This window comes from Microcoleus sp. D3_18_C4 (assembly GCF_036702355.1).
Classification (GTDB): domain Bacteria; phylum Cyanobacteriota; class Cyanobacteriia; order Cyanobacteriales; family Microcoleaceae; genus Microcoleus.
The window spans coordinates 71,374-85,486 of sequence record NZ_JAUBTF010000011.1; the positions used below are offsets into that span (position 1 = coordinate 71,374).

The window sequence follows — 14,113 nt, forward strand, 5'->3', positions numbered from 1 at the left end:
CCGATCGAGAAACAGTCTCTGCGATCGGCAACAACCCCGCCAATCTGTCTTGTCCGAACCTCCGCCGCCCCTTTTACCGTCGTTGGAGCGTGTAATCGAACAGTTTTTGAAATATTGTTGACTGTTGACTGTTGACTGTTGACTGTTGACTGTTGACTGTTGACTGTTGACTGTTGACTGTTGACTGTGAGTCAAAAAAATGAAAATTGCGCGAATTATTTGTTGGCAGCTTGATTCGGCTTTACGCCCGACGAGGAAACGCGGATTTGATATCAATTATCACAATAAAGAATAATTAACAACCAGACCCGGACTTACGCACAGACTCTATCTGTAGGTGCGCGTTGTGAACCTTACATATAGGGGTTCTGCGTAAGTTTTGATAATTCCCAGGTTAAAACCTGGGAATATAGCAAGTCTAAAGAACAAAGCCTTGTACAACAGTAGTTTTCAAGACTCCTTCAAAAGTGCGTTCTGTCTTGTCCAGCAGGACAACGACATTGCGCCCGTTCGGAGACAAACGAACTTCTCGGATGGAATAAGAGAACACCCAATCTTGAAAATTGTTCAGCGTTCCGAGGACACGCTGCCGACCGTTATGATTAATTACAAGACGCATTGCCGCGCTTTCTTTGCCAGGAGGAGTAGTTTTTTGCCGCTGTTCCAGGCGAATTTGTAAAGGCTTTGCTGTATTGACTTTGACGGCGACTGTCTCGCTTCCATTGGCTCCGGGAGTACGAGAAATAATGTTCAGTTTAGTTCCAGCTTGAGGAGGAGTTAACTTCAAAGTTTGCCTGCTATTCCAACTTTTTTTAAGCAAGTCATCTTCTGCCATTTTAGTGCTTTTATTGGAGTCAGGCTCGCCATATTTAGTTTCGATACACCCATTTCTGATGCAGGAATTTGCAGCAACTTGGACAATTTGCAATTCGGCTTTGGGAATTCCCGCTCCAGTATCTCTGGAACTTTCTAGATACAAGTAGTAATTGCTGTCGGCGGAAAAACCAGACATCCGGTGTGCGGCACGCCAGGTACTTGCCAAAGCTTCAGGGGCTAGTGCGATCGCGGCACTTGCTATAATACCTAACGAAATTAAAGGTACAATTTTCATAGCTATATTTTCCAGGTGTGAGAGTTATAGCGGCTGTTATTGATGAGTAAAACAATAACGCTTCGGGTTTCGCTATAGGACTGTGACGCTTCTCAAGTCCTCTCTCCTATTTACATGAGTGTTTCTCCATTTTCCGCAGCAGGAGACTGTTTAAGAATGTGCCGTTTTTTCAAGTGGCACTAGAAAGCATTTTTAATGTGAGATTTGGTCTTATCTCACATCTTGCACTATTCTCAAGAACAGGCTTTTCGGCCTGTTCCACAAAGAGTGAATTTTCTTGTGGAACAGGCCGAAAAGCCTGTTCATAAAAAGCTTATTGAGAATGGTGCAACATCTCAGTTTTATCGAAGAGTGCAACTTTTAGGGGCGACAGTTTGCTTTTGGCTGCCAGAGACTGCGACAAAGGACGGAAATACCTATCTACAGATAGGGGAACACCGATCCGATCGCCCTCCGTAACTCCCTACAATGACAATTGTACGGGCGATCGAGCAATTGCCTCTACAGCAGCCATCATTTTTAATGCAGGGAATTAAAATTTATGCAACCGAATAATCCAAACCAATTTACCGAAAAAGCCTGGGAAGCCCTCGCCCGCACCCCCGAAATCGTCAAAGCAGGTCAGCAGCAGCAGCTAGAAAGCGAACATTTGATGAAAGCTTTGCTGGAACAAGAATCGGGACTTGCTAGCAGCTTATTTAACAAAGCGGGAGTTTCTGTAGCAAAATTGCGCGATCGCACTGATGAGTTTATCAGTCGTCAGCCCAAAATTACTGGAAGCGGCGGCAACGTTTATCTCGGTCGTTCTCTCGACACTTTGCTCGATCGCGCCGAAACTTATCGCAAAGAGTACGGCGATGAATTTATTTCGATCGAGCATTTGATACTAGGTTACGTTAAGGACGATCGCTTTGGCAAAAATTTACTACAAGAATTTAAACTAGATGAAGCCAAGCTCAAAGATATCATTACCCAAGTCCGGGGGAAGAACAAAGTGACCGATCAAAATCCAGAAGGCAAATACGAAGCGCTGGAAAAATACGGCCGAGATTTGACTGAAGCCGCGCGTCAAGGCAAACTCGATCCGGTAATCGGACGGGATGACGAAATCCGCCGCACGATTCAAATTTTGAGCCGTCGCACCAAGAATAATCCGGTATTGATTGGGGAACCGGGAGTCGGCAAAACTGCGATCGCCGAAGGACTCGCCCAGCGAATTATCACCGGAGATGTGCCGCAATCTCTCAAAGACAGACAATTAATTAGCTTAGATATGGGCGCATTAATTGCAGGGGCAAAATTCCGGGGGGAATTTGAAGAACGCTTGAAAGCGGTGCTCAAAGAAGTGATGGACAGCAACGGCAAAGTCATCTTATTTATCGATGAAATTCACACCGTTGTCGGGGCCGGCGCAACTCAAGGATCGATGGATGCCGGCAACTTACTTAAACCCATGTTAGCGAGGGGAGAATTGCGCTGTATCGGTGCAACAACTCTCGACGAATACCGCAAGTACCTCGAAAAAGATGCGGCACTAGAACGCCGTTTTCAACAAGTTTATGTTGACCAACCCACTGTTGAAGATACTGTCTCGATTTTGCGGGGATTGAAAGAACGGTACGAAGTTCACCACGGCGTTAAAATTTCTGACAGCGCCCTAGTGGCGGCGGCTACTTTGTCTACTCGATATATTAGCGATCGCTTCCTCCCCGACAAAGCCATTGATTTAGTGGACGAAGCAGCAGCTAAACTCAAAATGGAGATTACCTCCAAGCCGGAAGAACTCGACGAAATCGATCGCCGGATTTTGCAGCTAGAAATGGAAAGACTGTCGCTGCAAAAAGAAAGCAATGCCGCTTCGATCGAACGCTTGGAAAGACTGGAAAAAGACTTAGCGAACCTCAAGGAACAGCAAAGCGCTTTGAATGCCCAGTGGCAATCGGAAAAAGGTGTCATCGGCAGCATTCAAAAGATTAAAGAACAGATTGATAAGGTGAATATTGAAATTCAGCAGGCTGAATTAAAATATGACCTGAACCGTGCTGCTGAGTTGAAATATAGCAAGTTAACCGAATTACAAAAACAACTGCAAGAAGCTGAATCTCAACTTTCAGCAACTCAAACCACAGGTAAAACTTTGCTGCGGGAAGAAGTCACGGAAGGTGACATTGCGGAGATTATTTCCAAGTGGACGGGAATTCCGATTAGCAAGTTGGTTGAATCGGAAATGCAGAAACTTCTGCACTTGGAAGATGAACTGCACAAGCGGGTAATTGGACAGGATGAAGCAGTGACTGCGGTTGCAGATGCAATTCAGCGATCGCGCGCAGGTTTAGCCGACCCAAATCGTCCGGTTGCGAGTTTTATCTTCCTCGGCCCCACGGGTGTTGGTAAAACTGAGTTAGCCAAAGCATTAGCGGCTTATCTGTTCGACACGGAAGAAGCGATCGTGCGAATTGATATGTCGGAATACATGGAGAAACACGCAGTTTCGCGGTTAATTGGTGCGCCTCCGGGATACGTTGGCTACGATGAGGGTGGACAATTAACTGAGGCTGTGCGCCGCCGTCCTTACTCGGTGATTCTATTCGATGAAATCGAGAAAGCGCACCCGGATGTATTCAACATCATGCTGCAAATTCTGGATGACGGCCGCGTTACTGATGCTCAAGGTCACACGGTAGACTTTAAGAATTCTGTGATTATTATGACATCGAATGTCGGCTCTCAATACATTTTAGATGTGGCGGGAGATAACGAACAAATGCGGAGTCGGGTAATGGAAGCGATGCGGGGAACTTTCCGCCCGGAATTCTTGAACCGGATTGATGAGATGATTATCTTCCACGGTTTGAGTAAGACCGAACTGCGGCAGATTGTGCTGTTGCAAGTGAAGCGGTTGGAAAAACGGTTAGCCGATCGCAAGATGTCTCTGAAATTGTCGGAATCTGCGATAGACTTCTTAGCAGAAATTGGTTACGATCCGGTTTACGGTGCGCGGCCATTGAAGCGGGGAATTCAACGCGAGTTGGAAACGCAAATGGCGAAGGGTATTTTGCGGGGAGATTTTGCTGACGGCGATACCATTTTTGTGGATATCGAGAATGAAAGGTTGGCGTTTAAGCGGCTGCCGGCACAGTTGGTGACTGCGAAATAATTTGAGTAGGGTGGGCTGCGGCCCACCTTATTTTTTTGAGGCGGTGGTTCTTTTTTTTACCGCAGATGTAGGCGGATGGACGCGGATGGACGCGGATGGACGCGGATCGGATTGCGGGCGATCGTTCTTAAGGGCGATCGCTTTCTGATTTATCTTTTTTCAACTCTTGGCGTTCTCGAACAGATTTCGTCAGCAGGTACGTTGCCAAACTGCTAACGGATCTGCTGTCTTCTTCTGCCCATTCTTCGAGAGCTTTTTGAATCTCTTCTGGCAAGTATGCGGTAACTCGTCCCCGTGAAGCCATTCGTTGTACTGCAAAACATCTCAACACAGTCCATCTTACGCTGTTTTGAGTTAAGACCGATAAAAATATTTCATTTTAAGTCATTTAAGGTTATTGTACGTCATTATGTGTTATAATGCTACCTGTAAACAGTCAAAAGCCAGCCCCTTACTGTGGAAGGTTCCGGGCTGGCTCTGGCTCCAACATTCAATGGAGACGGATTCTATTATGACGTACAAAGAACGCTTGTGCTGTTGGGCGATCGCCCGTTTGTTACCCTCTGAGCAATGGATTATTGTTGCCCGCTTCCGCAGTCCTTCAGATGCAGACGGGCATTTTCAGTTTTTGCGACAAACTATACCTCACGTTAAGTTTGAGGTTGTGTTCGATCGCAGTGGGGACAGTCACCGTTTATCCGCGACCTGCCACCCTTCCAATTCCGTCACCACCGCGTTATAAATGGTAATTTTCGCGGCGGTTTCAGTTAACTAAACATTGGCGATTCCCTACGGGATAGCTTCGCACGCGCGTACTTTTTTTGATAAGTGCGATCGTCTTTCCTTTCTTAAGTCCCCCTCTGCTGGGACGATAGTTTCTGTAGAAGCGATTTCAATCGCCGAGTTATCTGTTGGGATGTCTCTACTAACTTACTGCCGCACCATCACAGAGCGAATCACAGCATTTGGCTGATACTTATTAGTCTGATAAAATCCCCCTTGACCAGGGCCATAAACCCCCGCAAACTGCTTCCCCTCAGCCTTGGGAACAAACATAATTTTTCTAGTGGGTTGCTTGGCAAATACAACCCCTTCTCTCATTTCATTATCCACGTTATAAGATAAAGTCGCCTTGCCGTAAATTGCCTCCGCTTGTTTCAGAGTCATTCCCGGCCCGACGCCCTGAACTGTTTTATAATTAGCATTTTCAGTCATCAAAAGTTCAATGACATCGGTATCTTTTAGCTTTGTACCCGCAGCATAAATAATCCGATATTGCACTTTTCCCGATCGACTAACTGCCACAGAATCAAAGTCTACCATAAAAGGAGACTCTACTTTAAACTGTGCTGTGGAACCGAGAGCCTTTTTCAATTGTCCTAAAGTCATCCCCACCTTCGCCGCTCCAATTGTGCGATCGGAAATCGTTAAACTTGCAGAAGGTGTTTTTTGAGCAGCATTTGCCACTTCTCCCAGCTTATTTGCACCCCCAGGCGCAATAGCGGAACCCGGAACCGAAATTAAGGTGAGGTAACTGCCGATCGCCAATAAAACAGCTATCATTGATCCAGACAAAACTTTAACATTCAACATGACTAATTCTCCTAAATTTCAAATGCGACTATCTACCCGCATCTTTTTGACTATCCTGGGCCTCACCCTCCTAGTTTGGATTCTCAGAGGTGTTGGAATATTGACATTCATTCCCGGTGGTGTTATCTGGATACTGATTTTGTTGTCTTTTGTTGCGGGTATCCTCAGCACTTTACTCCGTCGGTAAGCCAGCATCCGGCAAATAACAAATAAGAATTAACAATTAAAGTTTAACAAATTATTTTGATTTTGATTGTTTCATTGCCTTTCCCACTGTCACATTCAACTGAGCGCCGATCAGCATCACCAAAGAAGAAATATCCAGCCACAGCAGCAACACAATAAAACTTCCGATTGTGCCGTAAGCCCAACTAAAATTGCCCACATGCAAAACATAAAACCGAAATAAAGCTGAAAATAGCGCCCACAAAATAGCAGCAAAAACAGCTCCTGACACAAGAGGAATGTCTTGTTGGCGGCGGCTAGGCCCGTAGCGGTAAATAAAGGCAAAAGCCAGTGATACAATTCCCAAAGAAATCGGCCACCGCCACAGCCGCCAAACACCTAACAGTTGCGACTCCAAAGGGCAAGTGCTGGCGAGTAGCAAGCAATTTTGAACATCTTTTAAATCGCAATTGGCGACGGACTCCAGCAGGCAACTCTGGCGGGCAATAGCTTGTACAATTAAGTCGCTGACAAAGACTACTCCCGATGCTAGAATTAACAGCACAATTGTGCCGATACTCAGCGCCAAAGAAATAAGTTTTGCTTTCCAAAATGGTCGAGTTCGATCGCTAGGGATTTCATGGATGCGATCGAGTGCAGCCATCGCCGCGCTCATTACTCCAGAAAATGCCCAAATCGCCCCAAGAAAGCTCACCGAAAACAGCCCTTTACTGCGAGTTAGCAGAATTTCTTTGATTAAGCCACCAATCAAATTCCGCACGTCATCGGGTATAACTTCGCCCAAAAGACGGGCGATTTGATAAAGTGTTGACTGCAAAGGTTCAAACAGAGCGATCGCAGATAAGATAGCCAACAGCCCCGGAAACAGCGCCAGCATAGAATTGTAGGCCATTTCCGCAGACAGCCCCGGCAAGCGCTGTTCTCCTGCCTTCGCGCCGACTTCCTTGAGCGTGTCCCAAGTCAAACACCGACAAAACAGCCAAAAACCCCCAAATTTCCGTTTGAGAGCTCGAAGCAAGCTTAAAAGCGCCTTAAACAAAGCTAAAATCAGGTAGCGCAACCAGTAAAAAATGTTCATAGCGCACAGGCAACGGGGCGAAAGATGAGGTACACAAGTCGTTAATTAATTAAGCCATTATCAACTCGCAATTGCCAATTCCCAATTGCCAATTCCCAATTCCCCAATCTAAAATCTAAAATCTAAAATCTAAAATCAATATTATGGCTCAGGATGTCAGACAGTGGTTAGATGAAATCAAGCGGCTGCAACAGCAGTTAACAGAAGTTTCGCGCGATCGCGATGAGGCCGGTGAAAGTGCTGCTCAATGGCGCCAACTCTACAATACCGAAGCCGAACAGCGGCGGAATGATGCCAAATTAACTCAGCAAAGCATCGCTTCTCTGGAAGCACAAATAGAGCAATTACAAAATTTTTCCCCCATTATGCCCGAAGGCGACGATGCTGGAGTTGCTCGCCAGCAGGAAATCGCACAACTGGAAACAGTAGGCGAACTTAAAGCTAAGTTAGCAGAAGTCCTCGAAGAGCGCGATCGGGCGATCGAACAAGTTAAACAACTCACTCAAGCCCTCAAACAAGAAGAAGCCCGTCACGCCGAAACGAGCAAAAATTTAACTAGCGCCCTCGGAGATGCTGTTGACTTGCTCACGAAAGCCCAAAATCCCGCTCCTGCAAAAACCGAGACAGTATATTCTTTGGAGATAGTACCTACTCGCACTGCAAATCCTGGCGAAACTGCGATAGAAATCCGCCAAACTTCCGCCCAAACGGGCAAAAATCCCGCCCAGCTTCCACCTTCTAAAAATCAGTTACTCGATTTACCGCCCTTTGGGAATTAGGAGTTACAAATTCAGGAATTGTCGGCATGGCGAGTCCCCTTAGCAGGTGGGATTTAGTTACCGATGTGTTGTTTTTGCTTTTCCGGCAATTAAGCGGCATTAATTTCTCAGCTTCTTGATGATATTCAATTCCGGTTCTATCGGAAGAGTAAATTCGAGTTCACTGTTCACTGTTGACTGTTCACTGTCAACCGTCAACAGTCAACATCATTCCGGTGTAACCGGAAATGATATTATTCCGCATCTACGGATAATATACTAATCGATGTAACTGTACTATATCCCAACCTATAATCTGCATTCAAAATTTTGAGGACTGCCAAAAAATCTTCCTCGCGTCGTACCAACCTACAGTCTTTAGATAGAACTTAATCGAGCTAAATTTTACTACTATCGACAACGACTGATGCGCGAGGAAACTTCATGAAGGCAGAGATATCTATAGTCTGGAAAAAGATTCAGAGCATGATCGACAGCTTTATGATCATGCTGCCTAATATTGTGCTGGCCTTAATTGTCTTTGCAATTTTTTACTTTGTGGGGAGGCAAATTAAGAGAGTGGTCAGGCGACTTACCCGCCACCACCACCAAGCTCGAAATTTGGGGCTGGTGTTAGGACGGTTAGCCCAGAGTGTGATCGTTTTAGTTGGTCTATTTATTTCTCTTTCGATTGTAATTCCTACATTAAAAGCTGGCGATTTGGTGCAACTGCTGGGAATTAGCGGGGTGGCGATTGGTTTTGCATTTCGCGATATCTTGCAAAACTTCTTAGCCGGTATCCTAATTCTGTTGACGGAACCGTTCCGAATCGATGACCAAATTGTGTTTAAAAACTTTGAGGGAACGGTAGAAAATATTGAGACCCGCGCTACAACAATCCAAACTTATGATGGTCGGCGGATTGTCATTCCAAATGCCGAATTGTTTACGAATTCGGTGACAGTGAATACTGCTTTCGATAAACGCCGCATGGAATACGATATTAGTATTGGTTACGGCGACGATATTGACCACGCCAAGCAGTTAATCCTGGAAGCACTGTACAGCCTGAAGGAGGTTTTGAAAGCTCCTGCACCCGATGTGCTGGCGATGGAGTTAGCAGAAAGTACCGTCAATATCCGCGTTCGGTGGTGGATTGCTCCGCCGCGCCGAATTGACGATCTGCGATCGCGCGACAAGGTAATTTGTGCTATTAAAAAAAAGCTATATGTGGAAAACGGCCTCGATTTGCCTTATCCCACGCGCAACATCTTGTTGTACGATCAAACCGAAGAAACCGATGGCGATCGCTCCCAGCAGCGTGAAGGATGGCCTGCAGACAAACGTAAAGTTCCGAAACCTCGTCGTATTAGTGCCTCTGTGCGAAAACTGACCCAAGGGCTATCGCAAATTGACGACAATGGACAATCTTAAGCGCGTCACAATTCATGAAAAATATCAAGTTGAGAAAACTTTGGGAGTCGCTACACTGCGATCGTGCAACCGGAATTGATATCACCCGCCGAGTGATCAAAGGAGTAACAAACCAGGATTGATATGATACCTAATTTTCAAGCAAAAACCACAGTCCGATTGCCGTAAACTAAAACACGATTTTGTAAATGATATCGCACCGCTCTTGCTAACACAACCCTTTCTAAATCTTTACCTTTGCGAACCAAATCAGACACTTCATCGCGGTGACTGACGCGCACAACATCTTGTTCGATAATCGGGCCCGCATCTAAATCGGGGGTAACATAGTGGGCTGTTGCACCGATAATTTTTACCCCTCTTTCATAAGCCCTTTCGTAGGGATTTGCACCCACAAACGCGGGTAAAAATGAATGGTGAATATTAATCACATTGGGAAATTTTATGATAAAGTCTTGACTCAAAATTTGCATATATTTCGCCAGAACTACTAAATCAATATTATATTTTTTAAGAAGTTCTAACTGTTGTGCTTCTTGAATAGCTTTATTGTCTTTAGTAATGGGAATATACTCAAAGTCGATACCGTATTGTGCGGCAATGGGCTTTAAATTTTCATGGTTGCTGATAATCAGGGGAATTTCACCTCTGATTTCTTGCGCTCGCTGTCGCCAAATTAAGTCTAATAAACAATGATCTTGACGGCTCACCCAGATCGCAAGCCGTCGAATTTTTTGGGAGAAATGCAGTTGCCAATTGGCTTGTAAATCCTTGGCAATTTCACTAAAAGCAGGTGTTATTTGTTCGGTGGTTAAGTCAAAATCATCTAATTGCCATTCTAGCCGGCTCAGAAATAATCCGGCGGTAAAATCTGTATGGTGATCGGCGTGGATGATATTGCCGTTGTGGGACGCGATAAAATTGGCAAGTAAGGCGACGAGTCCTTTGCGATCGGGACAGGCAATTAACAGGGTTGCAGTAGGGCTAGTCATTGTATAATCGCTAAAGTTTTATTGACGCTCCGCAGCATACAAGCTCTTTGAAGTTATTCTGTAGGGTGTACGCTACGCAGCTTACTGTTACTCGAACTACCGCCGTTTGGTAATCAGGAATTTAAAATACTGCTTGCTCCGAAGATTTGTTGTGCGGTTAACTGCAAGTCTGGGAAGAGTGAAGAAATCAGTCGTTCGCTCTTTTGAAACAACTGTTTTTGATACTCATCTTCTCGCAGCATACAAATCGTAATTGTCGGCTGTTTGGGTTTGCCAATATATTCTCTGCCGCCAATGCCCAGATAATCCACAATCCAATACTCAGGCACTCCCAGCATTGCGTAATCTTCAACTTTGCGGGCGTAGTCGTTCTGCCAATTGGTGCTGACGACTTCAGCGATTAGTTTAATTGAGTTTCCCGATGTAATTACAGGTTCTTGTTGCCACAAAGGTTCATTAATTAGTTGAGTTCGATCTACTACAAGTACGTCGGGGCGGAACGCTGTTGCTGTTCCTAATAATTTGATGAGACAGCGAGGGGGAATAAAGTAGGGTAGATCCAGACGATCGATTTCTACATTGAGTTTTCGCCCGAGGAAGGCGGATACTTGTTCGTGCGGCCCCGTGGGCTCCATTTCGGTTAATTCACCATCGATTAGTTCGTAACGCTCGCTGTCGCCAAAGTTGGCAATAAATTCATCAACACTTAGAAGTTTGGCAGGTGATTGAACCATTCTGTTTGCTCCTAGTGATGAATTAAGAATTTTTTTAACGAACCGCAGAGGACGCAGAGGACGCAGAGGAAGAGAAGAGAGAGAAGATGACAAAGAGTTTTCATATTTCCCTGTTCCCTCTTCCTTCTTTTAAAATCCCATCGCCCCAGCTACTGCATCCAAAGTCGGAGCAATACCGCTTTTAAACATATTGTTGCTGTGATTAATTGCGGTATCCGGGTCTTTCAAACCGTTACCAGTCAACACGCAAACCACCGTCGCCCCAGTCGGAACTTGATCTTTTACCTTCAGCAAGCCGGCCACAGAAGCTGCACTCGCCGGTTCGCAGAAAATCCCTTCCTGCGATGCTAACAAGCGGTAAGCGTCCAGAATTTCGGCGTCGGTGACGGCAGCAAAACTGCCGCGGCTGGCTTCGGAAGCTGCGATCGCCTGTTTCCAGCTAGCGGGGTTGCCGATCCGAATCGCCGTCGCCAAGGTTTCTGGGTGCGATACCGGTGAGCCCGTTACCAACGGTGCAGCCCCGGCTGCTTGAAATCCCATCATCTGCGGCAAGCGCGAACATTTTTTGGCTTGGTGGTATTGACAAAAACCCATCCAGTATGCTGTGATGTTTCCCGCATTTCCCACGGGAATGCACAGCCAGTCGGGGGCGTCGCCCAAGGCGTCCACCACTTCAAAAGCTCCGGTTTTCTGACCTTCCAAGCGGTAAGGATTGACGGAGTTGACCAATGTCACCGGATAATTGACAGCCATTTCGCGGACAATTTCTAAGGCTCGATCGAAATTTCCGCCAATCGAAATGACTTCCGCACCGTAAAGCAAAGCTTGCGCCAACTTGCCCAAAGCCACGTAACCTTCGGGAATCAACACGAAAGCTCGCATCCCCCCGCGTCGGGCGTAGGCGGCGGCCGAGGCCGAAGTATTGCCGGTACTGGCGCAAATTACAGCTTCGGCACCAGCTTCCTTTGCCTTGGAAATCGCCATTGTCATCCCCCGGTCTTTGAAACTACCAGTGGGGTTGAGGCCGTCGTATTTCACTAGGACGCGCACGTCTCGACCGATGATAGAGGCGATCGCAGGTGCTGGAATCAGGGGAGTATTGCCTTCTTGGAGGGTCACTACCGGCGTGGTTTCTGTGACCGGCAGGTAGGGGCGATAAGCTTCGATCAAGCCGGGCCAGCCGTAGCGTTTCGGCTCGGCTGCGCGGGCAGCGGAGTTAGCAGCAGAGTCAGTAGCAGGTAGAATCAGGGTCACGATGTCAATGGTTTTAGGCAATGGCTAAGGAATTTACACTAATTTTAGCTTGATCGGTTAATTTGATGTTTAATACGATCGGTTCAGGTTAAAGTAACTTAATGGTGTGAATGTGTAGATATGTCTACTCAATTACTAATGTCAAATAATTCATCCACTCTTTCCCGGCCTCAAGTCACCGCGAGCAACCCCGAAATGGCTAGTTCTTCTACCCTATCGACCAGTTTTGCCCGCAAAGTAGATTTGGTAAAGTGCCCCTACCAAGCCGATCAGCAAGTTAAGTTCCTGCACTTGCAAGCAGAAATCGAATCCTTGCTGCTGGAAGTACAAAGCCTCAAACAGCAACGCTCGATCGCTGGCTTGCGGGAGATCGACCCCATTTCGGGCAGCAACAGCAATTAGCAGACAACAGTCGCTAATGCTAATTGTCCTGCCCCTGTGTTATAAAAACAAAGGTTTTGCTACCCGCAGTGTTTTTTGCCGAAAGTGCTAGAAATTCCTAACTGCGGATAGCGATCGCTAGCTTTTGCTAAAACGCGCTTGCCTACAGCTCAACTCGTCTGCTGCTTGCTGGCAACGAGCTGACATTTTACGGCGCTTTTTTATTGCGCTAATTTGTTAAGCCATCCTCATGGCATACGGAGAATCGAAATCAGTTTATGACAGCATCGATCGAAAAACCACTAAATTTGACATCCGCAAGTGACACTTCCAACCTGCGCCTCAAAGATATTCTCAAAACCCTGCCGCGGGAAGTATTCGTCAAAAACCCCCGCAAAGCTTGGACAAAAGTAATCGTCAACGTTTTGCTCGTTGCTGTTGGTTATTGGGGCATAGCAGTCTCTCCTTGGTTTCTACTACCCCTAATGTGGATTTTCACAGGCACCGGATTAACCGGTTTTTTTGTGATCGGCCACGACTGCGGACATCGGTCATTTGCTAACCGCCGCTGGGTAAACGATTTAGTCGGACATATTGCATTTCTGCCGTTAATTTTTCCGTTTCACGCATGGCGGCACGGGCACAATTATCACCACAAGCACACCAATAAACTTGGCGAAGATAATGCTTGGCAACCCATGACAGCAGAAGACTACGCTGCCGCACCCAAGGCTTTACAAATAGCTTATAGTTTAATTTTCGGTCGGATGTGGTGGATCGGCTCGATCGCCCACTGGGGAAAAGTGCACTTTATGTGGTGGCGCTTCAAAGGCAAACAGAAACAAGAACAAGTGCGGTTTTCAGTTTTTGTCGTTTTAATCGGTGCTGCGATCGGATTTCCGATTTTAATTGCCACAACAGGCATTTGGGGATTTGTCAAATTTTGGTTAGTGCCCTGGCTGGTTTACCATTTCTGGATGAGCACTTTTACGATCGTTCACCACACAGCACCAGATATTTCCTTTAAAGAACCCGAAGAATGGAACGAAGCCCAAGCGCAACTATCGGGAACAGTTCACTGCGATTATCCCCGCTGGGTAGAGTTTCTGTGCCACGACATTAACGTGCACGTTCCCCACCACCTTTCAACTGCTATTCCCTGGTACAACTTGCGCCTGGCCCACAGCAGCTTAAAGGAAAATTGGCAAGATCATCTCTACGAAACAAAATTTTCTTGGTCTTTAATGAAGCGGATTGCCGACAACTGTCACTTGTACAATCCCTCTGGTGGCTATCAAACATTGCAGGAATTTAACGCTAAAACAAAGTAAGTTTTAAACGCGATAAATGCCAGAAAAACCCGGTTGGTCAAACACAACCGGGTTTTTCGATATTACAATCCGTAGCCTTTGTAAGGTGCGGAATGCGCTCCCTA

At 46.2% G+C, this 14,113-nt stretch carries 14 protein-coding genes; 7 read left to right on the forward strand and 7 right to left on the reverse strand.

All coding sequences use genetic code 11. The annotated features are described in order from the left end of the window. Window positions 1-418 precede the first annotated feature (418 nt). Window positions 419-1,111: a DUF2259 domain-containing protein gene (locus QUA90_RS08000; RefSeq protein ID WP_333444793.1), complete on the reverse strand. Its 693-nt coding sequence runs from the start codon at window positions 1,109-1,111 to the stop codon at window positions 419-421. A 380-nt stretch (window positions 1,112-1,491) separates the two neighbouring features. On the opposite strand from QUA90_RS08000, the gene QUA90_RS08005 reads away from it, so the two are divergent. Both QUA90_RS08005 and clpB read left to right on the forward strand, forming a co-directional pair. Then, the gene (locus QUA90_RS08005) at window positions 1,492-1,647 is read left to right on the forward strand and encodes a hypothetical protein (protein WP_333444795.1); all 156 of its coding nucleotides are present in this window, start codon (window positions 1,492-1,494) and stop codon (window positions 1,645-1,647) included. Window positions 1,648-1,652: 5 nt separating this feature from the next. Continuing rightward, on the forward strand, window positions 1,653-4,268 hold the full coding sequence (gene clpB, locus QUA90_RS08010; protein ID WP_333444797.1) for an ATP-dependent chaperone ClpB: 2,616 nt from the start codon (window positions 1,653-1,655) through the stop codon (window positions 4,266-4,268). A gap of 127 nt (window positions 4,269-4,395) precedes the next feature. Here clpB and QUA90_RS08015 read toward each other — a convergent pair whose 3' ends face one another. Further along, a complete protein-coding gene (locus QUA90_RS08015) occupies window positions 4,396-4,572 on the reverse strand; it encodes a ribbon-helix-helix domain-containing protein (RefSeq protein ID WP_332979594.1) in 177 nt (58 codons plus the stop codon). A gap of 207 nt (window positions 4,573-4,779) precedes the next feature. On the opposite strand from QUA90_RS08015, the gene QUA90_RS08020 reads away from it, so the two are divergent. Continuing rightward, the gene (locus QUA90_RS08020; RefSeq protein ID WP_333389407.1) at window positions 4,780-5,010 is read left to right on the forward strand and encodes a hypothetical protein; all 231 of its coding nucleotides are present in this window, start codon (window positions 4,780-4,782) and stop codon (window positions 5,008-5,010) included. Between the two features lie 188 nt (window positions 5,011-5,198). Here the strand turns inward: QUA90_RS08020 and QUA90_RS08025 are convergent, their stop codons facing one another. Together QUA90_RS08025 and QUA90_RS08030 are read right to left on the reverse strand one after the other, a co-directional pair. Next, the gene (locus QUA90_RS08025) at window positions 5,199-5,861 is read right to left on the reverse strand and encodes a hypothetical protein (protein WP_333444799.1); all 663 of its coding nucleotides are present in this window, start codon (window positions 5,859-5,861) and stop codon (window positions 5,199-5,201) included. Window positions 5,862-6,099: 238 nt separating this feature from the next. Further along, a complete protein-coding gene (locus tag QUA90_RS08030; protein WP_333444801.1) occupies window positions 6,100-7,125 on the reverse strand; it encodes a YihY/virulence factor BrkB family protein in 1,026 nt (341 codons plus the stop codon). A 143-nt stretch (window positions 7,126-7,268) separates the two neighbouring features. On the opposite strand from QUA90_RS08030, the gene QUA90_RS08035 reads away from it, so the two are divergent. Then, window positions 7,269-7,904, forward strand: a complete 636-nt coding sequence (locus tag QUA90_RS08035) for a hypothetical protein (RefSeq protein WP_333444803.1) — start codon at window positions 7,269-7,271, stop codon at window positions 7,902-7,904. A gap of 423 nt (window positions 7,905-8,327) precedes the next feature. Beyond that, on the forward strand, window positions 8,328-9,317 hold the full coding sequence (locus QUA90_RS08040; protein WP_333444805.1) for a mechanosensitive ion channel family protein: 990 nt from the start codon (window positions 8,328-8,330) through the stop codon (window positions 9,315-9,317). A 137-nt stretch (window positions 9,318-9,454) separates the two neighbouring features. Here the strand turns inward: QUA90_RS08040 and purU are convergent, their stop codons facing one another. The 3 genes from purU to thrC all read right to left on the reverse strand — a co-directional run bounded on the left by purU (window position 9,455) and on the right by thrC (window position 12,297). After that, window positions 9,455-10,309, reverse strand: a complete 855-nt coding sequence (gene purU, locus QUA90_RS08045) for a formyltetrahydrofolate deformylase (RefSeq protein ID WP_333444807.1) — start codon at window positions 10,307-10,309, stop codon at window positions 9,455-9,457. Between the two features lie 113 nt (window positions 10,310-10,422). Beyond that, window positions 10,423-11,043 carry a Uma2 family endonuclease gene (locus tag QUA90_RS08050; protein WP_333444809.1) on the reverse strand — a complete coding sequence of 207 codons (621 nt, stop codon included), beginning with the start codon at window positions 11,041-11,043 and terminating at the stop codon, window positions 10,423-10,425. Between the two features lie 129 nt (window positions 11,044-11,172). Beyond that, window positions 11,173-12,297: a threonine synthase gene (thrC, locus tag QUA90_RS08055; protein ID WP_333321788.1), complete on the reverse strand. Its 1,125-nt coding sequence runs from the start codon at window positions 12,295-12,297 to the stop codon at window positions 11,173-11,175. Between the two features lie 195 nt (window positions 12,298-12,492). On the opposite strand from thrC, the gene QUA90_RS08060 reads away from it, so the two are divergent. Both QUA90_RS08060 and QUA90_RS08065 read left to right on the forward strand, forming a co-directional pair. Further along, window positions 12,493-12,699, forward strand: a complete 207-nt coding sequence (locus QUA90_RS08060; protein ID WP_333321785.1) for a hypothetical protein — start codon at window positions 12,493-12,495, stop codon at window positions 12,697-12,699. A 257-nt stretch (window positions 12,700-12,956) separates the two neighbouring features. After that, on the forward strand, window positions 12,957-14,009 hold the full coding sequence (locus QUA90_RS08065) for a fatty acid desaturase (RefSeq protein WP_333444812.1): 1,053 nt from the start codon (window positions 12,957-12,959) through the stop codon (window positions 14,007-14,009). Window positions 14,010-14,113: the final 104 nt, after the last annotated feature.

Excerpts from the sequence above, each read along its gene's own strand:
- QUA90_RS08015 (WP_332979594.1), bottom strand. The coding sequence starts at position 4,572 with ATGGCTTCACGGGGACGAGTTACCGCATACTTGCCAGAAGAGATTCAA.
- QUA90_RS08020 (WP_333389407.1), top strand. The coding sequence starts at position 4,780 with ATGACGTACAAAGAACGCTTGTGCTGTTGGGCGATCGCCCGTTTGTTA.
- QUA90_RS08025 (WP_333444799.1), bottom strand. The coding sequence starts at position 5,861 with ATGTTGAATGTTAAAGTTTTGTCTGGATCAATGATAGCTGTTTTATTG.
- QUA90_RS08060 (WP_333321785.1), top strand. The coding sequence starts at position 12,493 with ATGGCTAGTTCTTCTACCCTATCGACCAGTTTTGCCCGCAAAGTAGAT.
- QUA90_RS08050 (WP_333444809.1), bottom strand. The coding sequence starts at position 11,043 with ATGGTTCAATCACCTGCCAAACTTCTAAGTGTTGATGAATTTATTGCC.
- clpB (WP_333444797.1), top strand. The coding sequence starts at position 1,653 with ATGCAACCGAATAATCCAAACCAATTTACCGAAAAAGCCTGGGAAGCC.
- QUA90_RS08030 (WP_333444801.1), bottom strand. The coding sequence starts at position 7,125 with ATGAACATTTTTTACTGGTTGCGCTACCTGATTTTAGCTTTGTTTAAG.
- purU (WP_333444807.1), bottom strand. The coding sequence starts at position 10,309 with ATGACTAGCCCTACTGCAACCCTGTTAATTGCCTGTCCCGATCGCAAA.
- QUA90_RS08065 (WP_333444812.1), top strand. The coding sequence starts at position 12,957 with ATGACAGCATCGATCGAAAAACCACTAAATTTGACATCCGCAAGTGAC.
- QUA90_RS08000 (WP_333444793.1), bottom strand. The coding sequence starts at position 1,111 with ATGAAAATTGTACCTTTAATTTCGTTAGGTATTATAGCAAGTGCCGCG.
- QUA90_RS08040 (WP_333444805.1), top strand. The coding sequence starts at position 8,328 with ATGAAGGCAGAGATATCTATAGTCTGGAAAAAGATTCAGAGCATGATC.
- QUA90_RS08035 (WP_333444803.1), top strand. The coding sequence starts at position 7,269 with ATGGCTCAGGATGTCAGACAGTGGTTAGATGAAATCAAGCGGCTGCAA.